25 protein-coding genes and 1 rRNA gene are annotated in these 25,841 nt (G+C 47.8%); 5 read left to right on the plus strand and 21 right to left on the minus strand.

The window, feature by feature from the left end; translation table 11 throughout:
• From H8Z76_RS10590 to H8Z76_RS10645, 12 genes are all read right to left on the minus strand, one after another.
• A 16S ribosomal RNA gene (locus tag H8Z76_RS10590) occupies nt 1-105 on the minus strand; the annotation flags it as partial.
• Between the two features lie 458 nt (nt 106-563).
• On the minus strand, nt 564-1,925 hold the full coding sequence (radA, locus tag H8Z76_RS10595; protein ID WP_186982462.1) for a DNA repair protein RadA: 1,362 nt from the start codon (nt 1,923-1,925) through the stop codon (nt 564-566).
• A gap of 122 nt (nt 1,926-2,047) precedes the next feature.
• A complete protein-coding gene (locus H8Z76_RS10600) occupies nt 2,048-2,461 on the minus strand; it encodes a hypothetical protein (RefSeq protein WP_022516101.1) in 414 nt (137 codons plus the stop codon).
• 117 nt (nt 2,462-2,578) lie between these two features.
• A complete protein-coding gene (locus H8Z76_RS10605; RefSeq protein ID WP_186982463.1) occupies nt 2,579-5,032 on the minus strand; it encodes an ATP-dependent Clp protease ATP-binding subunit in 2,454 nt (817 codons plus the stop codon).
• Nucleotides 5,033-5,045: 13 nt separating this feature from the next.
• Complete coding sequence (locus tag H8Z76_RS10610) at nt 5,046-5,414, minus strand: GntR family transcriptional regulator (RefSeq protein ID WP_147618869.1); 369 nt, start codon at nt 5,412-5,414, stop codon at nt 5,046-5,048.
• A gap of 11 nt (nt 5,415-5,425) precedes the next feature.
• Nucleotides 5,426-6,598, minus strand: coding sequence for a cadherin-like beta sandwich domain-containing protein (locus H8Z76_RS10615; protein WP_186982464.1), 1,173 nt, complete (start codon nt 6,596-6,598; stop codon nt 5,426-5,428).
• A gap of 137 nt (nt 6,599-6,735) precedes the next feature.
• Nucleotides 6,736-7,095, minus strand: a complete 360-nt coding sequence (locus tag H8Z76_RS10620) for a hypothetical protein (protein WP_147618871.1) — start codon at nt 7,093-7,095, stop codon at nt 6,736-6,738.
• Between the two features lie 122 nt (nt 7,096-7,217).
• The gene (locus tag H8Z76_RS10625; protein WP_330595057.1) at nt 7,218-8,018 is read right to left on the minus strand and encodes an EFR1 family ferrodoxin; all 801 of its coding nucleotides are present in this window, start codon (nt 8,016-8,018) and stop codon (nt 7,218-7,220) included.
• The gene (locus H8Z76_RS10630; RefSeq protein ID WP_022516095.1) at nt 8,002-8,412 is read right to left on the minus strand and encodes an FMN-binding protein; all 411 of its coding nucleotides are present in this window, start codon (nt 8,410-8,412) and stop codon (nt 8,002-8,004) included. Before H8Z76_RS10630 ends, H8Z76_RS10625 begins: the two co-directional genes overlap by 17 nt.
• Nucleotides 8,413-8,432: 20 nt before the next feature.
• Nucleotides 8,433-9,071, minus strand: a complete 639-nt coding sequence (locus tag H8Z76_RS10635) for a TetR/AcrR family transcriptional regulator (protein WP_186982465.1) — start codon at nt 9,069-9,071, stop codon at nt 8,433-8,435.
• 230 nt (nt 9,072-9,301) lie between these two features.
• Complete coding sequence (locus H8Z76_RS10640; protein WP_186982466.1) at nt 9,302-10,621, minus strand: aspartate kinase; 1,320 nt, start codon at nt 10,619-10,621, stop codon at nt 9,302-9,304.
• A 74-nt stretch (nt 10,622-10,695) separates the two neighbouring features.
• Complete coding sequence (locus H8Z76_RS10645; protein WP_186982537.1) at nt 10,696-11,640, minus strand: radical SAM protein; 945 nt, start codon at nt 11,638-11,640, stop codon at nt 10,696-10,698.
• 115 nt (nt 11,641-11,755) lie between these two features.
• On the opposite strand from H8Z76_RS10645, the gene H8Z76_RS10650 reads away from it, so the two are divergent.
• Nucleotides 11,756-13,018, plus strand: coding sequence for a 6-phosphofructokinase (locus tag H8Z76_RS10650; RefSeq protein ID WP_243240532.1), 1,263 nt, complete (start codon nt 11,756-11,758; stop codon nt 13,016-13,018).
• 14 nt (nt 13,019-13,032) lie between these two features.
• Here the strand turns inward: H8Z76_RS10650 and H8Z76_RS10655 are convergent, their stop codons facing one another.
• The 5 genes from H8Z76_RS10655 to pcrA form a co-directional block, all read right to left on the minus strand.
• Nucleotides 13,033-13,953, minus strand: coding sequence for an alpha/beta hydrolase (locus H8Z76_RS10655; RefSeq protein ID WP_022516090.1), 921 nt, complete (start codon nt 13,951-13,953; stop codon nt 13,033-13,035).
• Nucleotides 13,954-13,957: 4 nt separating this feature from the next.
• Nucleotides 13,958-14,623, minus strand: coding sequence for a DUF6320 domain-containing protein (locus H8Z76_RS10660; RefSeq protein WP_022516089.1), 666 nt, complete (start codon nt 14,621-14,623; stop codon nt 13,958-13,960).
• On the minus strand, nt 14,616-15,932 hold the full coding sequence (locus tag H8Z76_RS10665; protein WP_147618873.1) for a hypothetical protein: 1,317 nt from the start codon (nt 15,930-15,932) through the stop codon (nt 14,616-14,618). Before H8Z76_RS10665 ends, H8Z76_RS10660 begins: the two co-directional genes overlap by 8 nt.
• 70 nt (nt 15,933-16,002) lie before the next feature.
• Complete coding sequence (locus H8Z76_RS10670) at nt 16,003-16,290, minus strand: hypothetical protein (protein ID WP_186982467.1); 288 nt, start codon at nt 16,288-16,290, stop codon at nt 16,003-16,005.
• Nucleotides 16,291-16,405: 115 nt separating this feature from the next.
• Nucleotides 16,406-18,634 (minus strand): DNA helicase PcrA, encoded by a 2,229-nt coding sequence (pcrA, locus tag H8Z76_RS10675; RefSeq protein WP_243240533.1) that lies wholly within the window; start codon nt 18,632-18,634, stop codon nt 16,406-16,408.
• Between the two features lie 146 nt (nt 18,635-18,780).
• On the opposite strand from pcrA, the gene H8Z76_RS10680 reads away from it, so the two are divergent.
• The gene (locus H8Z76_RS10680; RefSeq protein ID WP_022516084.1) at nt 18,781-19,428 is read left to right on the plus strand and encodes a DUF1836 domain-containing protein; all 648 of its coding nucleotides are present in this window, start codon (nt 18,781-18,783) and stop codon (nt 19,426-19,428) included.
• Here the strand turns inward: H8Z76_RS10680 and H8Z76_RS10685 are convergent, their stop codons facing one another.
• Nucleotides 19,429-19,752 carry a YerC/YecD family TrpR-related protein gene (locus tag H8Z76_RS10685; RefSeq protein ID WP_022516083.1) on the minus strand — a complete coding sequence of 108 codons (324 nt, stop codon included), beginning with the start codon at nt 19,750-19,752 and terminating at the stop codon, nt 19,429-19,431.
• A gap of 182 nt (nt 19,753-19,934) precedes the next feature.
• Here H8Z76_RS10685 and H8Z76_RS10690 point away from each other — a divergent pair, with 182 nt between their 5' ends.
• Nucleotides 19,935-20,948 carry an ABC transporter substrate-binding protein gene (locus H8Z76_RS10690; RefSeq protein WP_186982469.1) on the plus strand — a complete coding sequence of 338 codons (1,014 nt, stop codon included), beginning with the start codon at nt 19,935-19,937 and terminating at the stop codon, nt 20,946-20,948.
• A 104-nt stretch (nt 20,949-21,052) separates the two neighbouring features.
• Nucleotides 21,053-21,646, plus strand: a complete 594-nt coding sequence (locus tag H8Z76_RS10695; protein ID WP_022516081.1) for an ECF transporter S component — start codon at nt 21,053-21,055, stop codon at nt 21,644-21,646.
• Nucleotides 21,647-21,719: 73 nt separating this feature from the next.
• Here H8Z76_RS10695 and H8Z76_RS10700 read toward each other — a convergent pair whose 3' ends face one another.
• Nucleotides 21,720-23,378 carry an ABC-ATPase domain-containing protein gene (locus tag H8Z76_RS10700; protein ID WP_186982470.1) on the minus strand — a complete coding sequence of 553 codons (1,659 nt, stop codon included), beginning with the start codon at nt 23,376-23,378 and terminating at the stop codon, nt 21,720-21,722.
• A gap of 144 nt (nt 23,379-23,522) precedes the next feature.
• Between H8Z76_RS10700 and H8Z76_RS10705 the strand changes: the two genes are divergently transcribed.
• Entirely contained in the window at nt 23,523-24,320 is a 798-nt protein-coding gene (locus H8Z76_RS10705) for a prolipoprotein diacylglyceryl transferase (RefSeq protein WP_186982471.1), read from the plus strand.
• Here the strand turns inward: H8Z76_RS10705 and H8Z76_RS10710 are convergent.
• Both H8Z76_RS10710 and hisC read right to left on the minus strand, forming a co-directional pair.
• Nucleotides 24,264-24,728 carry a COG2426 family protein gene (locus H8Z76_RS10710; RefSeq protein ID WP_022516079.1) on the minus strand — a complete coding sequence of 155 codons (465 nt, stop codon included), beginning with the start codon at nt 24,726-24,728 and terminating at the stop codon, nt 24,264-24,266. The two genes, H8Z76_RS10705 and H8Z76_RS10710, sit on opposite strands and share 57 nt — an antisense overlap.
• Before the next feature lie 38 nt (nt 24,729-24,766).
• Nucleotides 24,767-25,828: a histidinol-phosphate transaminase gene (hisC, locus tag H8Z76_RS10715; protein ID WP_186982472.1), complete on the minus strand. Its 1,062-nt coding sequence runs from the start codon at nt 25,826-25,828 to the stop codon at nt 24,767-24,769.
• Nucleotides 25,829-25,841 lie beyond the last annotated feature (13 nt).

Raw genomic sequence — 25,841 nt, forward strand, 5'->3', positions numbered from 1 at the left:
CAAAGCAATCACCCCGAAGGGATCAAGCAAAGCGCTTCGTTCGACTTGCATGTGTTAAGCACGCCGCCAGCGTTCATCCTGAGCCAGGATCAAACTCTCATATTTAAAAGTTGATTCTTCCAGAATTTAGCTTGGCTAAATTTCCGTATCCAGTCCCGAAGGACCGTTACTGTTTTTGGGTGCGTCTTCTTTTGAAAACGCTGCGATTCTGCATTTGAATCGCGTTCTTTGAATTATTCTCTTACGAATCTTTCAAGGTTATTTCACTGTTCAGTTTTCAATGTCCTTTGTCTTTTCGACAGCTCATTCATTTTATCAAAATGTTTTCGCTGTGTCAAGGACTTTTTTATTTTATTTTCTGTCGTTGACAGAGCAATAAATACTATAACACGCAGATTCTGTAATGTCAATACCATCTTTGTGTTTTTGCTTTCCTCACGGTCAGCTTGTATATACTACCATCTTATGTCTGCCCTGTCAACCACATTTCTACATCTTTTTTAAAAAAAGTTTTTATCTCCGTTTTATTCAAATTGTTTGAATTGTTCACTCAACTTGCACTTTTACTTGGATACCAGCCGGAGCGCATCTTTTACGCTCTCCACGCCCTCTAACCGGATGCCTTCCACCGGCTGCATATTCTGCAAAGACACTTTTGGCAGAATACATCTGGTAAAGCCCAGCTTTTTTGCTTCCGCCACACGCTGTTCCGCCATGCTGACCGCACGCACTTCCCCACTTAAGCCTACCTCTCCAAAACATATAGTTTTGTCGTCAATAGCGATTTCTTTGTAGCTGGATACCAGTGCCAGTACGATGCCAAGGTCGATAGCCGGCTCGTTCATCCGGATCCCGCCTGCAATATTGACATAGGCATCACAGGCGGACATCTGCAAGCCCACCCGTTTTTCCAGCACCGCCATCAGCAGATTGACTCGGTTATAATCTGTGCCCGCCGCTGTTCTCCGCGGAATTCCCAAATTGCTGTGGCACACCAGTGCCTGTACCTCGATCAGGATCGGACGCGTCCCCTCCATCGAGCATGCCACCACAGATCCGGAGGCGTCCTTCGGTCTTCCGTTTAACATATACTCGGATGGATTTTCCACCTCGTGCAGACCATCCTGGCGCATTTCGAATACACCGATCTCATTCGTGGAACCGAAACGGTTTTTTACGCCACGCAGGATACGATAGGAAGCATGCCTGTCTCCCTCGAAATAAAGCACCGTATCTACCATATGTTCCAGCACGCGCGGTCCTGCAACAACGCCCTCTTTTGTCACATGTCCTACAATAAATATCGCTATGTCCATCCCCTTTGCAATCTGCATCAGTGTCCCCGTGGATTCGCGCACCTGGGAGACGCTCCCCGGTGCAGAGGATACGGTCTCGTTATACATGGTCTGTATGGAATCTATGACCACGATCTCCGGCTTTTCTTTTTTTATGATCTCATGGATCGTATCCAGATTTGTCTCGCAGAGCAAAGACAGGCTTTCCGAAAATTCCCCGATGCGTTCCGCACGGATCTTGATCTGCTGCAGCGACTCCTCTCCCGATATATAGAGTACCCGCTTACGCTGTCTGGAAAGATTTTTGCACACCTGCAAAAGCAGGGTTGATTTTCCGATCCCCGGGTCTCCGCCAACCAGAACCAGCGAGCCTTTTACAATGCCGCCTCCAAGCACTCGGTCCAGTTCCTCAATGTCTGTGGTAATGCGCATCTCTTCCCGGGTCTCGATCTGCGAAAGCGTGGACACGGTCACTTCATTTGCCGCACGCTTTCTTGCCGGCGAGCTTTTTTCCACTTTTTCTTCCACGAAGGTATTCCATGCATGACACCCCGGGCATTGCCCCATCCATTTTGCCGATTCATATCCGCATTCCTGGCAGAAAAATACGGATGTTTTTCCTTTTGCCATCTGACTCCTCCTCACTTTGTATCTGCCCTGTAACATGAAAAAAGAGCGCATCAGAAGTCTGTCGCTTTCTTCCATGCGCTCTCTGTCTTTTTTAATTTTATCACTGCGGGTCCCGCAACCGCTTATGCACGGACTACCGCTACTTTTACCGGTTTTTCCGGATCGAGTTCTACACTGATGGTCAGTTTGCCACCCAGATTTGTCTTCATCTGACCTGCCGAAACTCCTTCCACGGAAACCTGATAATCTTTTTCTTCTTCCAGCCCAAGGGTAATCTCTGCGTCTTCAGTGCCCTCTACCTGAAATGTCATTCCGTCTTCTGTCACAGAAAGCTCTGTCACAGCAGTTCCCGGTACAGATTCATAAACAAACATTCCATTGCGTTCCAGCTTGGTGATCTCACGGAACGTCTTTACTTTATATAAATCTCCGTCATGTTCAAAATTGTCCAGTTTTGCCTTTGCATCCAAGGAATAATCTCCAAAACTTATCGTTCCGTTTGCCTCTGTACGGATCAGCTCTTTAATTACAGCCATTTCTTTATCCTCCTGTCAGTATGTGCGGCTCTCTCCACCACACCAGAACTTTTTGTTCTGTGCTATATTATATAATACCGGTAGCTATTTTTCCAGCTAATTTCTATAAAATTACTATTAATTTTTTACGGTAAAATGCACCTCATCTTTGCGTATTCCTGCATCCACCACGTCTCCGCCTTTGATATTTCCGGACAGTATCTCCTCTGCCAGTGTATCCTCGATCTTGGTCTGGATCATGCGCCGGAGCGGACGTGCCCCGTACTTCGGATCATATGCTTTTTCCACGATATATTTTTTCACGGAATCGCGGATATTTAATGTAATATCCATCTGTTCCTTGCAGCGTTTCACCAGTGACCTTGTCATTAATGTGACGATCTGTTTCATGTCATCCTTATTCAGCGTACGGAACACGATGATATCATCAATACGGTTTAAAAATTCCGGCTTAAAGATCCGTTTTACCTCTTCCATCACGCCGTTTTTCATGCGCTCGTAGGTATGTTTTTCACTCTCCGCCGATGCAAACCCGAGATTTTTCGGCTCCACGATCGACTGCGCACCCGCATTGGATGTCATGATGATGATCGTATTTTTAAAGTCTACTTTTCTGCCCTGCGCATCGGTAATATGGCCGTCATCGAGCACCTGGAGCAGTACGTTAAATACATCCGGATGCGCCTTTTCGATCTCATCAAAGAGAATGACAGAATACGGATTTCTGCGCACTTTTTCACTGAGCTGTCCACCCTCTTCATATCCCACATATCCAGGCGGTGAGCCGATCATTTTGGAGACACTGTGCTTTTCCATATATTCGGACATATCAACGCGGATCATCGCGCTCTCGTCGCCAAACATAGCTTCCGCCAGTGCCTTGGATATCTCTGTTTTTCCGACGCCTGTCGGGCCTAAAAACAGGAAAGATCCGATCGGTCTGCCCGCATCCTTTAAGCCGACACGTCCCCGCCGCACTGCCCGTGCGACCGCGCTCACGGCTTCTTCCTGTCCCACCACGCGTTTGTGGAGTGTTTTTTCCAGTTTTTTCAGGCGGGCTGCCTCATCTTCTGTCAGCTTGCTCACCGGAATTTTTGTCCACTCTGCCACAACTGCCGCAATCTGGTTTTCTCCAACGGTAAGCTGCTTTCGATTGGCATCTTTATGATATTTCTTTACTGCTTTTTCGTATTTTTTTTCTAACTCTTCTTTTTCACACTTGATCTCTGACGCGTGTTCAAATTCCTGGCGAATCAGTGCCTGTTCCAGTTCCTGTTCCAATGACCGGATCTTTGTCTCATAACCGGAAATCTGCTCCGGTGTCTTAAATCCGGTCAGACGCACCCGCGCTGCCGCTTCATCCATAAGATCGATCGCCTTATCCGGCAGGAAACGGTCATTGATATAGCGTGTGGATAGCGTTACTGCCGCCGCAATGCCCTCATCTGTGATCGTAACATGATGATGTGCCTCATACTGCGGGCGCAGTCCTTTTAAGATCCGAACGGCCTGCTCCGCAGAAGGTTCCTCAATATTGACCGGCTGGAAACGGCGCTCCAGTGCTGCGTCTTTTTCAATGTATTTGCGGTATTCTTCGATCGTGGTCGCACCGATCAGCTGGATCTCTCCGCGTGCAAGAGACGGTTTTAAAATATTAGACGCGTCGATCGCGCCTTCCGCTCCTCCGGCTCCAATGATCGTATGCAGTTCATCTAAAAAGAGCAGGATATTGCCCGCCAGGATCACCTCGCGGATCACGCGCTTGATCCGTTCCTCAAACTCTCCACGGTATTTTGATCCCGCTACCATTCCGGAGAGATCTAAGGTCACCACGCGTTTTCCGGCAACCGTCTCTGGCACCAGCCCGGACGCGATGCGCTCTGCCAGTCCTTCTGCGATCGCGGTTTTTCCGACACCCGGTTCCCCGATCAGACACGGATTGTTTTTTCCTCTGCGGCTCAGTATCTGGATCACACGGTCGATCTCTTTTTCTCTGCCTATTACAGGATCCAGTTCTCCATTTGCCGCCATACGGGTAAGATCGCGGGAATACTGATCCAGTGTCGGTGTCAGTTCCGCATTGGCACGTTTTCCGTTCTTCGTTCCCTGAAGTTCCTCTTTGTACTGATTCGGATCTTCTCCCATTGCGATCAGTATCTCAACAAACAGCTTGGACAGATTTACCCCCAGTGTATTGAGAAGACGCACCGCCGCGCAGTCCGTCTCCTTGATCAGTGCGATCAGGAGGTGTTCCGTCCCAACTTCCCTGCAATGAAAACGCTCGGCTTCTTTATCCGCGTTTTCTAAAACTTTTTCTGTTCTCGGGGAATATCCGTCCGGGTCTAACACCGCGACAGAAGCTGACGGTGCGATCAGATCCTCGATCAGTTCCGTCAGCTTTTCCTCCTCTATTCCTGCATCCAATAATACTTTTGCGGCAACACCAGTCCGCTCCCGCAGCAGCCCGACCAGAATATGTTCCGTTCCAATATAGTTATGGTGCATGACTTTTGATGTTTTCGCAGCAAGATCCATTGCCTTTTTTGCTTTTTTTGTATATGGCTTTTGCATAAGTCATCCTCCATTAATAAAAATTGTCGTAAATTTCATCTATCAGATCATGGATTTCCTGTCTTGAAATATTTTTACACCTGGCTCTCGCAAGCACCATCCGCAGCGCCTCCCCGGTCTCCTCAAGTGCCCGGATCCGGTCTGCATCCAGTGCGATCACCGCGCCGGTACGTTTACTCAGCGTCAGAAATCCCTCCTCACGCAGCATGCTGTACGCTTTATTTACCGTATGCATATTGATCCCGACCGTATCCGCGAGCTGCCGCACCGACGGAAGCGTATCTCCCTCATGCAGCTGTCTGGTTGCAATTCCCATGATCACCTGATTGCGCAGCTGCATATAAAAAGCCTCATCGCTTTCAAAATCTATTTCCAGAACCATATCTTTTCTTCCTATAAGTCATTGAAATCAATAACTTCCAGTTTATCCTCCGTACTTTCTCTTCTGCCGTGTTTTTTTCTGGAAGAACGCTCTCTTTTTCTTGTTTCCGGTTCCTCCTGTTCAAACTCTTCATCATAAGCCGTGTCATAATCTTCTTCCGGTTCGTCCTCTTCGTAATCTACCTCGTCCTCATATGCCTCGTCTTCGTCATAGTCTTCTTCGTAGTCTTCCTCTACGTCGTAGTCCTCGTCGTCTTCGTAATCGTCATCATCCGCTTCTGCATCGTCGTCTGCATCTTCTTCGCCGTAATCTTCTTCATTTTCTATTTCATCTGTCTCTTCCGGCTCATTTCCACGATCTTCGGCTTCTTCGTAGTCCTCCTCATAGTCTTCCCCGTAATCCTCGTCGTAGCCATCTTCTGCATAATCATCTTCTTCATATCCATTCTCTTCGTAGTCATCATCATCGAAGAGATCATCCTCTTCCTGATCTTTTCTTCTGCGCCAAAACAGGATCAGACAGATGACCGCAAGTGCGACACACGCTCCCGTCAACCCATAGATTTTGCTCTGATCATGCTTTTTTAACTCCTCATATTTGTCATGCAGACTGTCATATTTTTCTTTCAACGCCTCATACTGTTCCGCAGGTGTACTGTCAGACTCCATCTGCTCATCCGACGAATCTGTGCCATCCGCTACCGGCACGGACTCTTCTGTTTCCGCGATCGGTACCACGTCTGTTTCATCCCCGGTACCGGTTCCGTCAAGATCTCCGCCCGCCACGCCTGCCGCATTGGCAGTTTCTCTGGTCACTGTGATCTTATAGGTCGCCGCTGACCCGTTCTCCGCTGTCACCACGATACTGATCAGATTCTCACCCTCAGAAAGATTGGTATTCCCGCTGATCGAAGTGATCGATGCTTTCGCATTCGTCGTCCGTGCCGACACTTCTACTTCTGTCACATCGTTTGGTACGGTTGCTGTATATTTTGTTACTCCCGCCTGTAATGCCGGTGAGATCTGTCCTTCCGACAAAGACAGGGAGGAGAGGGAATTATCATCGGATGCCGCTGCCTGTCCATTCTCCGATGTCACTGCTGTCGCATGCACCGTCACCGGCTGTCCACTGCAAAGTATCGTTCCCGCCATCATTATGATTACTATTTTCTTTATGTGCTTCATCTTATCTCCTACGCTCCTGCGCCATATCTATGGCTTTCGTATATCCGCGGGCAGTCATTTTCCATCCGCCTACAGTTAGTCTTATTATAGGAAATAATGCATAACCAGTCAACCTTAATCTGTCGATAAATCCAGGCTCACCCATCCGCCTGTTTTCCCTGCTGCCATGCCAGCGCCGCTTCCGGCACACAGGCGCGGTCATCGATATAGATATCCGCAAATATTTTCCGCGCATTGCTTCCGTAGCGCATTTTGATTTCATCTAAATTATCATTGACCGCGTCAAAAGCCAGCCCTTGTCTTCCGCACCACAGCACCGCTTCCAAGAGCAGCTCGCCGCAGCGGCAGGTCCAGAGGATCAGCCTGCTCCCGTTTTCTTTTTCCCCGGCCAGCCACCGGATCAGCCCCCGGTTGGGTGCTCCAATCCCCGGATAGCAGTCCGCACAGAGTGTCCCGTCAAAATCTACGGCAATGATCGGCTTTCTCTTTTCTTCCATAAAAAAACACGCTCCCTTTCCACCTGACTTTGTGATAGATCAAGTGTAAAGGAAAACGTGTTCCATATGTGGTACATATGTTATGTAAATTGGCATTCCGCTTAAAGCTGCATTTTCTCCGGTCAGAGAAATTTTTCAATGCATATCTGTTCCACCACTTCTTTGCCGATCAGGGTGATCGCCTGTGCGGGGCAGGCACTGATACACCGATAGCACATCGTACAGTTTCCTTTCTGATGCGGGATCTTCCCGTTCATAAAAAGATTTTCCCTCGGACAACATGCCGCGCACTGCCCGCAGCCCATGCATTTTTTCGTATCGATCTTAAGCGCGTTTTTATATTTTTGTGCCGCATTCCAAAAATACAGCCGCTGTCCGAACAGTCCGAGCAGGTGGGAAAAAACTCCAAGTCCCTGCCTCGGCATTTTTCCCTGTTTGATCCTCTCCGCCGTCCGCCGCACCTTTTCTCCTGCCGCCGCGACGATCTGTCTGTTTTCTTTCTCGGGTTTGATCAGCGTCTTTACGTCCGCGACAGAATCAGGCATCCGGATATGTACGCCTCCTGTGACCACCGCGCCGTATTTTTTCAGCAGACGTGCCGCCACACCTGTTCCGTCTCCGGAAAATAAACCCATGGTCGCCATGAGAAATACCTGTTTTCCACGCCAGCATTCACGGTTTTGTTCGATAAAAACACGGACAATATCCGGCAGATTGCTGTATTGGATCGGATAGGCAAGGATCAGCGCTTCGTGGGAACGGAGCACTTCTACCGCTTCCTTTTTCTCTATCGGACAGGGTATCTCCTTCCTCCCCAGGCTGTCCGACAGAAGCGACACGCAGTATCTGGTATTTCCGGTTCCACTGAAATAAAGCACGCCCCAGTCGGTCTTTTCTCTCTCATTTTTATGCTTCTGTCCCACTGTCCGCTCCCTTCTCAAGCGCCCGCTCGATTGCCTGTAAGATCACCAGGCTGGAATTGGTGGCCCCGCTCACCGTTTCAACATCCGTTGTCTGCTCCGTCAAAACCTCATCCACTACTTTTTCTGCCCTTTTTCCCCGGCCATTTTTGTGCTCTACCAATACGATATCCACGATTTTTTCCTCTTTTACCGTAACCTTTACACGCGCACGGACAAATCCGGCATCGCTTTCCCCCTCATAGGTTCCGTCCGAAACTCCCTCTGCCGTCATATCTGTGATCTCTATGTTATCTACTGTGTTTTTGTAGGACAGGAAGCTGGCATAATACGTTACGCCGCCACTGACTGCCACCAGAAGAATTACCGCCGCGATCTTATTTTTCCATGATCTCATTTTTTCTCTCCTTTTCCTCTCTATGCCAAAATCGATTCTAACAGCAGCGAAAACGCGTAATCCATATAAGCCTCCCGGCTCATGTTCATCCGTCGTTTCAAATACTGCTCTTTCTGTCCGGAGAAGCGTATGATCTCACTGATCCCCGACCAGAAAAACATTGCGGTAAGAACCGGATCCATTCCTTTTTTCAGCACGCTTTCCTGTTCTCCTTTTTTTAACAGAACGATCACTTCCTCGTTCAGCGCCTCCCCTGTCTCATAGATCTGCCACCGGACATCCGGCGCATCCGGTTTTTCCTGCCCTTCGGGCAGTTCGATCTTTTCTAACATGCAGGAAAAGTAGATCGGATACTTTTTCTCGTAATCTGCCATCGCTTTGCAGACCGCATGATAATTGTCCCGGAATTTCCCTTCCTTTTCAATATTTTCCTTTAAAAGAGAAAGAAGCTGCTCCATCTGCTCTAACAGGATCGTCTGCAAAATCTCCTCCTTACTCTTAAAATAAACATACAGGGTTGACTTGCTGCAGTCCGCCTCTTTTGCGATGTCATCTACCGCTGTCTTTTCTATGCCCCTGCTCTCAAACAGAGCTCTGGCGGACTGTATGATATTTTCCCGGTTGAATCTTGTCAACGATTCTTTTTTCTTTCCTGGCATTTTCTTCTCTCCCTTTTTCGCACTATCGTTTCGTTTATCGTACTATAAGTTCGATTTATTGTCAAATTATTTTTTTAAGGGCGGAAACACTCGTCATCACGGGGACGGAATGCGCTTTGTGCATCCATTTGCCTTATCACCACTGCAAAAAGAGCGCCCTGCCTGGTGCTCCCGAAAAAACGGGATGCATCAGACCTGACGCTCTTTTTGATATTCGCTTCGATTATTTTTTATAACTGTGTTACTACAAAGATGTCATAAATTGCTTTTAACGCAGTCTCAAAATCGCTGTTCTTTACACCGATGATGATATTAAGCTCACTGGAACCCTGATCGATCATCTTTACATTGACGTTCACATGCGCAAGCGCGGAGAAGATTCTTCCGGCTGTTCCTCTGGTGGAACGCATACCACGTCCTACGACCGCGATCAGCGCAAGACCCGGCTCAAGGTCGATGACATCCGGCTCTGCAAGCTTATGGATCGTGGAAAGAACCTCCTGTTCCTTGCCTTCAAATTCTTCCTGATGTACAAAAACGGTCATAGTATCAATACCGGACGGCATATGTTCGATCGAGATTCCGCTCTCCTCAAATGCCTGAAGCACTTTGCGGCAGAAACCGATCTCGGAGTTCATCATGTCCTTGTCCACATTGATCGCTACAAAACCTTTTTTACCAGCCACACCGGTGATCGTATATTCCGGCTGACGGCAGGTGCTCTCTACGATAAGTGTACCGTCGTCTTCCGGTGCGTTGGTATTGCGGATATTGATCGGAATACCCGCTTTTCTTACCGGGAAGATCGCGTCTTCATGCAGTACGGACGCTCCCATGTAGGAAAGCTCTCTCAGCTCACGGTAAGTAATGACCTTGATTGTTTTCGGATTGTCGATAATACGCGGATCTGCTACAAGCACACCCGATACATCGGTCCAGTTTTCATACAGATCCGCATCTACTGCCTTTGCGACAATCGAACCTGTAATATCAGAACCGCCACGGGAGAACGTAACTACTTTTCCGTCCTCAGTTGCCCCGTAAAATCCCGGGATCACCGCACGTTCTACTTTTTTGAGGCGCGCAGACAGCACTTCATCTGTCTTGTCCGCCATAAAATTGCCATTTTCATCAAAGAAGATGACTTCTGCTGCATCAATAAACTCATAGCCCAGGTAGTCTGCCATGACGATACCGTTTAAATATTCTCCACGGGATGCGGCATAATCTTTTCCTGCTTTGTTTTTAAAGTTCTCTTCAATCGTCTTGAACTGTTCATCCAGGGATGTCTTCAAAGAAAGTCCGTTAATGATCGAATCATATCTTTCCTTGATCTTTTTTAACGGAATACGGAAATCTTCCTCTGCCTCAGCTAATGCATAGCACTGATAAAGCATATCCGTTACTTTTGTATCCTTCGCGTTTCTTTTTCCCGGCGCACTCGGTACCACATATCTGCGGTTTTCATCTGCCCGGATGATGTTTCCGACCTTTGCGAACTGTGTCGCGCTTGCCAGAGAGCTTCCACCAAATTTTACTACCTTAATCATCTTCTCTATCCTCCACTTTAAATGCCCATATAGTAACTAATATAATACTGCTTCTGCGATATGTCCAGATTTTTTTATACACCTTCAAGATCAAATTGCGGGATAAAACTCTCTTCCGCCGTTCCGCCCTCCTGTATAAAAGCATTCGAGATCCCGCGCTCTATCGCGAAATCAATGATCTGCTCATATTCTTCGTCTGAGATCTTCCGGTTTAATTCCGGGAAAGAGGAAAGCCCTTTAAGCGGCGTGAACTGGTTCATGATACTGATGTAGATCTCTTCCCCGTAAGTGTCAAGCAGGTATGCGATCACCCGTCTGGAGTCATCCGCGCATCCGGGCAAAAGGAGATGTCTTACGATCACACCTTTTTTCATCAGGATCTCCGCGTCTTCATCGCAGCGGTCATTATATTCTTCGGCAAAAATGTGTCTCTGCTCGCCGCTTACCGCAAATTCCGGTTTTCCGGTCTGACGCACCATCTCCCGGATCGCCACCTGCGCCGTCACAAAGTAATCCGGCGCATGGGAATATTTCGCGCTCAGCTTTTCATCCACATATTTCAGATCCGGCAGATAGATATCCACAAGTCCTTCGAATCTTTTTATCGTATCCACATTCTCATAACTGCTCGTATTATACACAACCGGTATGCCAAGTCCCCCGTCTTTTGCCCGCCGGAGCGCCCGCACAACCTGTGGCGCAAACTGTCCTGCCGTTACGAGATTGATGTTGTTTGCCTTTTTTTCCTGCAATTCCAAAAAGATCTCCGCCAGCCGTTCTTCGGTGATCTCTTTTCCCACCGTTCCGTTCGCGATGTTTCCGTTCTGACAGAATACACAGTGCAGCGCGCAGCCGCAAAAAAAGACCGCGCCTGATCCCGCCTTCCCGGAGATACAGGGTTCTTCCCACATATGAAGCGCCGCCCGCGCCACTTTTACGCGATCCGTTTCTCCACATATGCCGCGTTCGCCCGCGCTTCTGTCCACCTTACATGCCCTCGGACACAGGTCACATGCCATGTTTTTCACGATCCTTTCCTCATTTTTTTCTGTCGCAGTCTTGCCATTTTCTTTTTTATCTTATATCATAGGAAACGTATCTTTACAATATGATTTTTATCCAAAGGAGTTTTTTATGAGTACAATGCAGCATGAAAGAAATTGCATGGTAGCCCAGTCCGGCGGCCCGACCGTTGCGATCAACGCAAGTCTTGCCGGCGTGATAAGCGGGGTTACAAAATCCGGTCAATATGATACCGTATACGGTTCCATCAATGGGATTCTCGGTATTTTACATGATAATATCATGAATCTCAGCGAGCTTGTCAAAAAGCAGCCGGATGCGCTTTCTACGCTGACCCATACACCGGCTATGTATCTTGGCTCCTGCCGTTTCAAACTGCCGGATTTTCTGGATGACGATTCCGCCTATATTTATATTTTTCAGCAGTTCGAGGCGTTAAATATCAAAGCCTTTTTCTATATCGGCGGCAACGATTCCATGGATACTGTTTTAAAATTATCAAATTACGCAAAAAAAATCGGAAGTGATATCCGTATCATCGGCATTCCAAAAACCATTGACAACGACCTGATGGAAACCGACCATACCCCGGGATTTGGTTCCGCCGCAAAATACATCGCCTCCTCTATTCTCGAGATCGCGCACGACACCTTTATCTATGCGGTAAAAAGTGTCACGATCGTTGAGATCATGGGACGGGATGCCGGCTGGCTCACCGCTGCGTCCGCGCTTGCGAGAAATGAATATTCCACTGCTCCGCACTTGATCTACCTGCCGGAAGTGGCTTTCGACAAGGACGCTTTCCTTCGCGATGTAAAAGAACTGCTTGAGACCACAAACAATGTCATTGTCGCGATCTCGGAGGGCATCCATGACGCCGACGGCAATTATATCAGTGCATCGGAAAGTTCCACAGACACCTTCGGCCACAGCCAGTTAAGCGGTGCCGGAAAATGTCTGGAATATATGATCAAGGAAAACATCCATGTCAAGGTGCGTTCTGTCGAAGTAAATGTGTTACAGCGCTGCGCTTCCCACCTTTCTTCCAAGACTGACCTCGATGAATCTTTCCTGCTCGGAGAAAAGGCAGTTGCCTGTGCCGAGGAAGGGCTCACCGCTTCCATGGTCACACTGAAACGTACGTCCAATACCCCGTATCAGGTATCCTACGGCCACGCCCGGATCGAATCGATCGCAAACGAAGCGAAATCCGTTCCGACCGAGTGGATCTCCGAAGCCGGAAACGACATCAGAGAACCTTTACTGGACTATCTGCGTCCGCTGATCCAGGGAGAAGTTCCGGTCACATATAAAAACGGGCTTCCTATGTACATGAATGTTTCACATCTGTCCAACAGTAAGCCCTTAAACTAAATTTGCAGGTTTGTCTAAGCTTCGCCCCGCCGTAATATGGTCAGGAATTCTTCCACCTCATGCCAGGCTTTTTTGGACTCCGGCATCATCCGAAGTCCCATCTGGAACACATGGAACATTCCTTCATATACGGCGAGGCGTACTTTTACGCCCGCTTTTTTTGCTTTGTTTGCAACATCGACTGCATCACTGAGCAGCATTTCATACGATCCGACCTGAATCAGCATCGGCGGGAAATCGTGAAATTTCCCGAACAACGGCGAGATATAAGGATTCTTCGGATCCGCATCCCCAATATAATCTTTATTATAGATCATACTGTCCTTCGTCTTTCCAAACAGCGGATCCCGCTCAAAATTTATGACATAGGAATCTCCGCTCTGCGTCAGGTCTGTCCACGGAGACATCGCAACAATCCCGCACGGCAGCTTACGCTTCCGCTGGCGCAGTAAAAAGCAGAGGGACATGACCAGCCCTCCGCCTGCCGAGTCACCCGCCAGGATAATATCTTTCTCCGCATATCCCTGGGCGAGCAGCCAGTCAAACGCGGCAAGCGCATCTTCTAACGCCGCCGGAAACGGATGCTCCGGCGCAACACGGTAATCCGGCGTAAGCACACTGATATTTCCGCCAAGCTCGGAATATACCACGCCAAACGTCCGGTAAGCATTCCGCATTCCCGCGATATAGCCGCCCCCGTGAAGCTGCAGCACCACTTTCTCACGGTTATTTTCCTCCGGTACCAGCCAGTCCATCGTAAAATCTTTCATTTGTATTTCCGTCCACGAAAAACCTTCCGGGCAGCGCCATCGCGGCTCCACGTTCACGAGCTTTTTCCGCAGGTCTCCATTTTTTATCTTTTTTCCAATGAGCAGATCCGATGAGAAATGCGCGATCAGCTCACGGATCATTTTTCCCTGTATACTGGATTCCATCTATTTACCTCACATGAAATCTTCTTTTTAATTCCGCAGATGCTCTTCTTCCGCCTATGATCAGTGTCCCGACAAATAAAAATACCGATGCCGCAAGTGCGATCAGGCTGACGAACGGTTCCGTCAGAATGCCTAATTCATAAAACAGAAACGGCAGCAGACTGAGTACGATCATGACGAGCTGAAATAAAATATAGCTCTGCCAGTTCCTGCTGTTTACGATCATGAGTACCACGATCGCGACATCGAGCAGAATGATCCCGGATGGCAGCACATAATTAAACGACCAGCCGTTGTAGCCGAGTGCCCAGTCGATCAGGATCAAAAGGAGTACCCCGAAGATCGTCTGTATGATCATCTTTGCCTTGTAGCCCGCATTATGCAGGATCGCGAAGCGCATCGTAAGATAGGCATACGCGAACGCGCCTCCCGTGATCGCCGACCAGTAAATACCATGAAAATTCGTAAAATTCAAATATACAAGCAATGCCTCCACCAGAAGCGCCGCAAACAGATAGATCCTCGTCACCAGATCGATCTTACGGTCTTTGTGCCTGATGTTCGGATAGCGGTTTTTCTGCTCCGTCACATCATCTAAGACACAGCCGCACAGCGGACAGACGGAAACATTATCCCTTATTTCTACTTTGCACTGATTACATCTAGCCATAATACACCCCGTTACTTTCTATGACAATATCGATCCCTTCCTGCTGTAACAGCCGGAAAAATCCACGCTGTACGGAAACATCCCGCAGGACGGAACTGAAGGTATACACCAACGTATCCTTGTAGGAGCAGATCGTCCCTTTTAAGTATTGTCCCTTGGAAACGGAAATGAATGCCTGAAATCCCTCTATATACGGCTCATACTCCTCCTTCACCGACAGATTTCCGATGTTGGAAACGGTGATCGTGTTTGCCAGTGCGGATATCGTGTATACATAACGCATGGCGATATTTTTAAGTACCAGCGGAACCGCCCGCGCGATCAGATGCTTTTCATTGGATACGTTATAGGAAAACAGTTCCTCTAAATGCTCCTTATTGATCTGCCCGCGCAGACTTGCCTTTACGATCTCAAGCACCTCCGGAAACGTATAGGATTCTTTTTCCGGAGCAAACTCTGCCGACACCATGACAAAGAAATTCTTCGTCGTGACGGAATTAAAATACGGGCGCAGATTGACCGGCACTGCCACACGGATCGGCCGTTTTCCCGGCACTCCGTGCATATCCTCCATGTAAATGCTGTAGGCGGTCGCAGCGACCAAAAACTCATTGATGCTCACGCCATACCGGTGCGCCGCCTCTTTTAACTGGGAAACGCTCATAAATCCGTGCATGACACCAAATTCGCCTTTTTTTAATTTTTCCCCTTTGATCAGATGCGCCCGCTCGCTCTTATAGCCCTTCGCATGGCTCTTTTTGTAATTCTTTAAAAAGCTGTCTTCCCGGTTTAAGGAAGTCTCACTGCTTAACGAATCCCCGACACGCGCTTTCAACTCCGGATGCGCCAGTCTCAGATACTGATATGTCAGTTCTTTGATAAAATTGATCCCGCCCATCCCGTCCGTCAGCACATGGAATACCTCGAGATTGATGCGGTTATCATAATAAGTAACCCGGAACATATAGCTGCGGTTTTTATTCTGAACGATGAAACGGCAGGGATAATCATCTTCCTTGCGCACCTTCGGCGCGCGTTTGCCGTTCTCCTCAAAATAATACCAAAATACCCCCTGGCGCAGCCGGACATTAAAACCGCCGAATTTCGGCAGGATAATATCAAGCGCTTCCTGTAATTTCTGCGGATTGATCTCCTCTTTTAACGTGACACTGATCCGATAGACGTTCGTCATATCCTCTCCTGCGATGACCGGGAAGAGATTTGCCGTATTGTCCAGTTTATCCCACTTAATATCCCGCTCGCTGAAATAGCCACCCGCAGTATGTTTTTTTTCTGCTTTATTTTTCATCTTATCTCCCAAAAAACGGCACCAGGAAAACACTCCTGGTGCCATTTATACTCTGTCTTTCCAGATCGGATTAGTCCTCTGTCATCTCATCCTCTGACACATCATCATCATCGTCAAAGAAATCGTCATCATCCAGGTCATCGAAATCATCTTCAAAATCATCCAGATAATCCGGTGCAAAGAAACGGTAGATTCCATAAGCTGCTGCCGCGATGACCGCGATCACACCGATCACTGCAAAGACGCAGAGTACTTTGGATTTTTTCTTTTCCTCTTCTGCTTCTTTTTTATTCAGAAGCTCGTTTACTTTTACAACATTTGCATTTAACAACTCTTTTAATTCGTCCATCTTGTTCATAGTTCCCGCTCCTTTATTCGTAATCTCTATCTGATTTTGTTACTATATTTGATACAGTAATTATAACATATCTTTTCCACTACGCCTATAAAAAATTACAGATTTCATATTTTTTTTATATCTTCTTTAATTTTGCAAATGCAGCAAACATTTTCTTTACACCCGCAGTCTGAAAGTCAACGGTCACCTCATAATCCCTGCCGCCTTCCACGATCTGTGTCACGACGCCCTCTCCGAATTTCATGTGTTTTACCGTATCTCCCACCTGGTAATCCAGCGTGATCTTTCCGGTTGACGCACTCGCGAACGCGCGCGACGGTGCGGACTGCTGCTGCAATGCCATCGGTTTTGCGCGGAACGCGCTCTTTGCCTTCGCGAACTCCGCCCTGCGGCTGTTTTGTTCTTCTTCCTGATTTTTTTTCTCCGGCGCAACCGTTCCCGCCAAAAGCTCAGACGGAATCTCTTTTACAAAACGGGACACCCTGTTATACTGCGTTTCTCCACGGATCATCCGCGAGCGTGCACAGGTAACCGCCAGATTTTCTTTTGCCCTTGTGATCCCGACGTAGCACAGTCTTCTCTCTTCCTCGATCTCCTCGGTCGGATTGTCGGACGCGATCGACATATAGCTCGGAAACAGCCCATCTTCCATACCGGCAAGGTAGACCTGTGGAAATTCCAGGCCTTTTGCGCTGTGGAGTGTCATTAAGACCACATAATCGCTGTCCTCATCCAGAGAATCGATATCCGCTACCAGAGCCACTTCCTCCAAAAATCCGCTCAACGTCGGATTTTCCTCGCTCTGTTCATAGGTAACGACCTTGGTTAAAAGTTCATCGATATTTTCGATACGCGCCTTTGCCTCGTCCGTATCTTCCGCTTCCAGCTCACGCACATAGCCGGTCTCCTCTATGATATCCTGCAGGATCTGGGATACGGTAAAGTATTCCAGCTTCGAGCGCATTGCCTGGATGAATGTCACAAACGGTTTGATCTTTGCTGCGCTTCGTCCAAGCGACGGTATGTCATCCGCCATCTTTAACGCGGTATAAAAGCTGATCTCTTTTTCGTAGGCGAAATCCTGCACACGGGTCAGTGTGGTCGCGCCGATCCCTCTCTTTGGCACGTTGATGATACGGCGGACTGCCAGATCATCCTGCGCGTTATCGATCGTCTTTAAGTAAGCGAGCAGATCCTTGATCTCTTTTCTCGCATAGAAGTTTACGCCGCCCACGATCTTGTACGGAATGTTGGATACGATAAACCGTTCCTCGAACAGACGGGACTGTGCATTGGTACGGTAGAGTACCGCGCAGTCGCGATAACGGTATTTTCCGGTGCGCACTTTTTTTGCGATATCCATTGCGATATAGTCCGCCTCCTCGTATGCGGTATCAAACTGATGGAAATCGATCTTGTCGCCGACCGGGTTCTCGGTCCAGAGCACTTTTTCTTTCCGCCCGACGTTGTTTCTGATCACGCCGTTTGCCGCGTTTAAGATATTTGAAGTGGAACGGTAATTCTGCTCCAGCTTGATCACCGCCGCATCCGGAAATTCCTTCTCAAAGTTTAAGATGTTATGTATGTTCGCGCCACGGAATTTGTAGATGGACTGATCGTCATCACCCACCACGCAAAGATTGTGGTATTTGCGCGCCAGCAGACGGATCAGCTCAAACTGCGCCGTATTCGTATCCTGATACTCATCCACCATAATGTAGCGGAACTTTTCATTATAGTAGTCAAGCACTTCCGCATCCGTTTTAAAGAGCTCCACGGTCTTTACGATCAGATCATCAAAATCCAGGGCATTGTTGCTCCGCAGTGCCGCCTGGTACTCCTGATAAACGGTCGCCTGCCGCTGTTTTGTGTAATCGCCCTGCGCCTGAAGGGAAAACGTGATCGGATCGATCAGTTCGTCCTTCGCATGGGAGATCACATTCAAAAACATGCGTTCTTTATAGATCTTTGTATCGATCTGAAGCCGCTTGCAGATGTCTTTCATCAACGTCTTCTGATCGTCCGCATCGTAGATGGTAAAATTCGTGGAAAATCCGATGTGGTCGATAAAACGGCGGAGAATGCGGACACAGGTTGAATGGAAGGTAGAAACCCAGATACTCTCCGATCCGTATCCGACCATCTCGTCAATACGCTCGCGCATCTCTCCCGCAGCCTTATTCGTGAAGGTGATCGCCATGATATTGTAAGGGTTTACCCCCTTTTCCTCGATCAGATACGCCGTGCGGTGTGTCAGCACCCTCGTCTTTCCACTGCCCGCGCCGGCAAGTATTAAAAGCGGGCCCTCCGTGTGCAGCACCGCTTCCTGCTGTTTTTCATTCATCCCTTCGTACATCTTTTCCGTTCCCTTTCCTGCTGCAATTTATTTCTCAGATAACCCTATCATGCAGTGGTTTTTTTGTCAAACCAAATATTTATGTCTTGTCATATGGTTTTTAATACTATATAATAGAACACGAGGTGAAAATTATGACAATCGACACAAAAGATTTCTTGAACAGTATTTTAGCCAGTTTGTCAAGAATTGATTATGTAAAACCGGAAGATCTTCCGAATATAGACTTATATATGGATCAGGTCACTACTTTTATGGATTCCCAGCTTGCCTCCGCGAAACGCTATCCGGAAGACAAGGTGCTAACAAAAACCATGATCAACAATTACGCCAAGAACAATCTGCTGCCGCCGCCGGTAAAAAAGAAATATACCAAGGAGCATGTTCTGACGCTGATCTTTATCTACTATTTTAAGAACATTTTAAGTATCAGCGATCTGCAGCGTATTTTAAATCCCATCACGGAAAAACATTTTGCTTCGGATTCCGATCTCGGACTGGAAGACATCTATTCCGAAGTGTTCAGCCTGGAACACGATGAGGTTTCGCATCTCGCCAAGGATATCACGAGGATCTTTAACGTCAGCTTTGATACCTTTGCCGACGCGCCGGAGGATGAAAAAGAATTTCTTCATACTTTCTCGTTTATCTGTATGTTAAGTTTTGATGTGTTTGTGAAAAAAATGATGATCGAAAAGATCATAGACGAACTTCCAAAGAACGATCCGAGAGAAAAGGAAAAAGCAGAAAAGAAAGAGAAAAAGCAAAAGAGAACTGAGTGATCAGTTCTCTTCTTTTTCTTCTTTCTCTTCCTCTTCATTCACTTTTGTACGCGCAAACACCATATCATATCCGTCATTGCCATAGTTAAGAGAACGGTTGACACGGCTGATCGTAGCCGTAGACGCGCCGGTCTTCTCTGCGATATCGAGATAGGTCTTCTGCGCCCGCAGCATTCTCGCCACTTCATAACGCTGCGACAGGGAAAGCAGTTCGTTTACCGTACAAACATCTTCAAAAAACGTATAACATTCTTCTTTATTCTGAAGTGTCAAGATCGCATCAAACAGATGATCTACTGCTTCCGTCCTGATTTTTTTACTCATATATGATTCTTCCTTTCTTATGTTCACTTTCCTTATTTTTCCCGAAAAAAAGCAGAACATTTCTCTCTGCTCTGTTCTTCTTCATTTTATCATATTAAAGCATGAACGTAAACACTCTTTTTGGGTACTTTCACACTTTTTTTCTTTCCTCATAAAATGTAAAAAACGATAAGGATCTTTTCATGACAAAAAAATTTTTCTTCTGTCTGCTTCCCGCATTGTTTCTTTTTTCCATCGGTCTTTTCGGATGCGCGAACCATCGGGAAAATGCCACGCTCACACCCGTTACGCTAAATGAAGTCGCCCATTCTGTTTTTTACGCCCCGCTTTATGTCTCGATGGAAAACGGCTATTTCAAAGAGGAAGACATCGGCCTTTCACTTGTGACCGGTTTCGGTGCCGACAAGACGATGACCGCCGTGCTCTCGGGTGAGGCTGACATCGGCTTTATGGGCCCGGAAACGACGGTCTATGCCGCAAGCGAGGGGGCTTCCGATACTGTGGTCAATTTTGCGCAGCTGACACAGCGCGCCGGAAATTTTCTCGTTGCCCGCGCGCCATCTGATACATTTTCCTGGGATGACGTCAAAGGCAAAACCGTACTCGGCGGGCGAAAAGGTGGGATGCCGGAAATGGTCTTTGAGTATGTGTTACGGCAAAACGGCATCGATCCCGCGGCGGATCTTGTCATCGACCAGGGCATTGACTTTGGTTCCACTGCCGCTGCGTTTTCCGGTGGGAACGGCGACTACACCGTAGAATTCGAGCCATCCGCGACTGCATTGGAACGGGAGGGCGCCGGCTATGTTGTCACCTCGCTCGGCGTGGATTCCGGCTATGTCCCTTACACCGCGTTTTCCGCGAAAAAAAGCTATTTAAACGGAAACCAGGATACGGTTCAGGCATTTACCAACGCACTGCAAAAAGGCATGCTCTATGTCTCGACACATTCCCCGGAAGAGATTGCGGCTGTGATCGCTCCACAGTTTCCGGATACCGACGCGGAAACGCTCTCTTCCATCATTTCCCGCTATAAAAAGCAGGATACCTGGAAAAGTGACCTCATCTTTTCTGCCGACAGTTACGACCTTTTGCTTACCATCTTATCTGACGCAGGCGAACTTTCCGAAAAACCGGATTACCGTGTGCTGGTCCGCACCGACTTTGCGGAGGAAGCAGCTTCCTCCATGAAATAAGCAGCAAAACTGGTATGGTCAAATTTTATTAAACTGGTTATTTCCTTCAATCCACTAATCTCATATACTCATAAGGATTTACGAAAAGAAAAGAGGATTTTATTATGAGAAATGAGAAGCTGTTAAAAATGGTAATGACTGCACTTATGGCAGCCTTATCCTATGTTGTATTCACCTTTTTACAGATCAAGATCACCCTTCCGGGCGGCGATGCCACTTCCATCCATCTTGGAAACGCAGTCTGTGTCCTGGGCGCCCTTTTACTTGGCGGTGTACTCGGCGGACTTGGCGGTGCGATCGGAATGACGATCGGTGACCTCTTAGATCCGGTCTACATCATCTACGCGCCAAAGACTTTTATCTTAAAGTTCTGCATCGGTCTGATCACCGGAATCATTGCACATCGCTGTGGTAAGATCACAAAGACCAATGACCGCAAGAAGATCTTTAAATGGACACTGCTCGCATCCATCTGCGGACTGGGCTTTAATGTGATCTTTGATCCGCTGTTCGGTTATTTCTATAAACGTGTCCTGCTTGGTAAGGCAGCCGCAGAAGTCGTATTGACCTGGAATATCGCCGCTACTTCCATCAACGCGGTACTTTCCGTTATCGTTTCTGTCATTGTTTATATGGCACTTTATCCGGTTTTAAAGAAATCCGGTCTTTTCCCTGCTGTCGGAAAAGAAGAAAATTAAATTGAAAGACAATAAAGTTTCCAATGAAAAACGCCCGGAGCCATCAGGTTCCGGGCGCTTTTTATACCGCTTTTTATATTCCCCGATACCGGAGCAGTGCCGCAAGCACCTCCTGCTTTCTCGGCATCACAGGCGCGCCTGCCCCGTAATAAGCCGGGATCACCGAGGCAAATCCCGTTTTTTCGATCTGCTGGTACAAAAGCTCCGTCAGTTCTAAGGCATTTTTTCTGCCATCCGCATAATTTGTGATCGCGTACTGCACAAAATATGCGATCGCAGCCGCCTGTCCCTCATCGTTTAACTGCTCCAAATCTCTTAGGATGACTTCTTCCTTATCAAAAGAAACACTCTCTTTTCCAAACGCACGCACTTTCTCAATCTGCTTTCTTTTCATCTTATGATGCAGGCATTCCTTCTTTTCCACCCGGATGCCCTCATAGAAATCCGCGATCTCCTTCGCACGGGCAGTCACATCTTTCGCTTCATATTCATCCATCTGGATCACGCAGTCTGCCGCCGAAAGATACGCGCCGGAACTTCCGACCACAAGGATCGTTGAAATCCTGTGATCCTCATACAGACTGCGCACACAGCTAAGATACGGTGTGATCGGTTCTTTTTCCGCCGCTACGAGCATTGCCATCTTGTGGTCGCGCACCATAAAGTTTGTTGCCGATGTATCTTCATCAATCAGAAGCACCCGTGCCCCGCTCTCTAACGCTTCGACGGTCTGCGCCGCCTGCGAGGTACTGCCGCTTGCGTTCTCCGTACTAAAATGTCCGGTATCCTCGCGGTTTGGAAGGTTATTGATGAACATGGAAATATCCTCGTCGTGGATACATCTTCCCTCTTCCGCACGCAGCTTCACCGCCGACGCATCCGTGATGACATACTCTCTGCCGTCTCCCGCGATATGGTTATAAACCCCGTTCTGGATCGCTTTTAAGAGTGTTGACTTTCCATGATAGCCGCCGCCCGCGATCAGCGTGACGCCTTCCTTTATCCCCATGCCGCGCACCGTTCCCGCATGCGGCAGATTGAGTGTGACCGCCAGATCCTCCGGGGAGGCAAACGGCACTGCTCCCTTTAACGGCAGATCCGACACACCGCTCTCACGCGGCAGGATCGCTCCATCCGCCACAAATGCCACAAGTTTTTTCTCCACAAGCGCTTCCCGGATCTTTTGCTGGTCATCCGCAAGTTCCACCGCGCGTTTTAATTTGTTTTGATCGATGTTTGCATAACAAAACACCTCTTTTGCCATCGCCGGAAACATCAGAAAAAAGATCTTTTCCAGTTCTCCTGCCGCGATCGAGCGACCGAAAGCCGGAAAGCCCACTTCAAGCCTTACTTCGATCTGTTCTTCCGAAAGCACGACCGCCACACGCTCCATCACTTCTTGTCCGGCTCTGCACGCAAGCACCAGTCCGCTCTTTCCCGAACCGCTCCTGCCGCCACGGTTCTTTCTTAAAAATCGGTGCAGATTCCGCAGGATGTCATCCTCCGCCGCGTTCTTACGCCATTTCGTGTCAAAGACTTCTTTTGGAAAATTATTCTTGTTGCTGATCAAGAGCCGCACGCGGGATGGTGTGGCAAACGGATCTCCCTGTACATGATCCACCGCGAGCACATACCCGGGCATCCGGTAGATCCCTTTTACTTCCTTATATGCCTTGTAACTTTTATGATCGATCTGACGCAGCAGATTTTTTAATTCTTCTCCTGTCTTCATGATTTTGTCTCCTTACATTTATTCAACCGTTATTGTAGCACTTTCCTCCCGAAAAAACTATGTGCTTTTCTTCCCGTGGCTCTTATGCTATACTTTTATCTGTTCCATTTGAATCGACAATTCAGAAAACACGAGGTATTTCATATGCATAATGAATTATTGAAGATCGGAAGCATTACGATCTACAGTTACGGTCTTATGATCGCTATCGGTATCCTCGCTGCCTATCTGGTGGCAGAGTACCGCGCAAAAAGAAAGGGACTTGACAGCGAACCGGTTTTTTCCATCATGATCTGCGCTGTGGTCTGCGGGTTCGCCGGTGCGAAGCTTTTATATTACATCACGATCTTAGATGAGATCATAAAGGATCCGCATGTTCTTGTCACGGATCTTGCAGACGGTTTTGTCGTGTACGGCGGTATCATTGCCGGAATCTTATGCACGGCTCTTTTCTGCCGGATCAAAAAGCTCTCCTTTTTATCCTATATGGATCTGATCCTTCCGTCTGTCGCGCTTGCGCAGGGATTTGGACGCATCGGCTGTTTTCTCGCCGGCTGCTGCTACGGTGTGGAGACAGACAGTGCCTTTTCCGTCACGTTCCACGATTCCGCATATGCGCCAAACGGCGTTGCGCTGTTCCCATCCCAGCTTGTGTCCAGCGGTCTTGATTTTATTCATTTCGCGGTTCTCTGCGTGGTCGCGAAAAAAAATAAGACGCCCGGACGAATCGGCGCCTTATATCTTATCTTTTACAGTATCGGAAGATTCTGTATTGAATTTTTCCGTGGTGATCTGCTCCGCGGAAGCGTTGGTACGCTTTCCACGTCACAGTTCATTTCCATCTTTGTTGCGATCGCGGGAGCCATTATGTACGGCGTCCTCTCGTTACACAAAGCTGAAAATACCGACACTGACCACACCCATGATGATGCCGGCAAGTAATACGCCGAGCATAACAGCCAGTATGCTGGATTTAAAATCCATATCCAGTATGCTGGCGGCCAGTGTGCCAGTCCATGCTCCGGTTCCAGGAACCGGGATTCCCACAAAGAGCAGTAACGCAACAAACAATCCGCGTCCTGCCTTTTCCTGCAGTTTCTTTCCGCCCTTCTCGCCTTTTTCCAGGCAAAATGTAAAGAATTTCCCAATAAGCGGCTTATCTTTTCCCCATTCGAGGACTTTTCTCGCAAACAGATAGATCACCGGTACCGGAAGCATATTTCCGAGGATACAGATGATATAAGACTGTAACAGCGGAAGATGAAATCCCTGTGAAATCGGGATCGCGCCTCTTAACTCAATGAGTGGCACCATGGAAACAAAAAATATGGTGAGATATTGTTTTAACATTCGAAATCCTTTCTATTCACTTTCAGTTTGATTTGCAGCTATTTTTTCAAATATTCACGCAGAAACGACAATAACGTATCCATCTGCGCATCCGTTCCGATCGTGATCCGCAGATACTCCCGGATACGCTCCGGTTTGTCAAAATGCCGGACAATGATCCCTTCTTTTCTGAGATCCGCAAACAGCTGTACCATCGATATTTCCGGATGTGTCACAAACAGGAAATTGCTCATGGAATCTTCAAACACAAATCCGAGTGCCTTTAATTCCACTTTTACCCGCTCTCTCGTCGCGATCACATGCTGTACGGTCTTTTCGAAATACTCCCTGTCTTTTACCGCCGGAACTCCGAGCGCGATCGCCGGTGCGTTCATCGTATAAGAATTAAACGAGTATTTGACATCATTTAAATACCGGATCAGCTTTTCGTTTGCCATTGCGTAACCAATACGCGCTCCTGCCATGGAACGTGACTTTGAAAAAGTCTGTACAATGATCACATTATCATATTTTTCAATAAATGGCAATGCGGATCTTCCTCCGAAATCAATATATGCCTCATCCACAATGACAATGACATCCTGATTGTGTTTTATGATATCCTCAATGTCCTCTAAAGACTGCAGCACACCGGTCGGCGCATTCGGGTTCGGGAATATGACACCGCCGTTGTCCCTGTAGTAATCTTCTTTGCGGATATGCAGATTTTCATCGAGCGGCTGCACTTCATACGGGATGCGCAGCATGTCTGCCCACACATCATAAAAGGAATAGGTGATATCCGGAAACAGGATCGGCTTTTTGCTGTTGAAAAATGTCAGAAACAGCATTGCAAGCACATCATCCGAGCCGACACCGACAAAGACCTGGCTGCTCTTTAATCCGTAGTACTCCGCAAGCGCATCCACCAGCTCTTTCACTGCCGGATCCGGATACAGTTTTAATTTCTCGATATCAAATGCTTTCCATGCTTCTTCCACCCCAGGTGCCGGCGGATATGGATTTTCATTGGTGTTTAATTTGATCAGATTTTCTATTTTCGGCTGCTCGCCCGGTGTATACGGAACGACCTTCCGCACATTATCTTCCCAGCTTTTCATACTTTTTTCTCCT

Origin of the sequence: Roseburia yibonii (assembly GCF_014297335.1) — a bacterium.
GTDB lineage: Bacteria > Bacillota > Clostridia > Lachnospirales > Lachnospiraceae > Roseburia_D > Roseburia_D yibonii.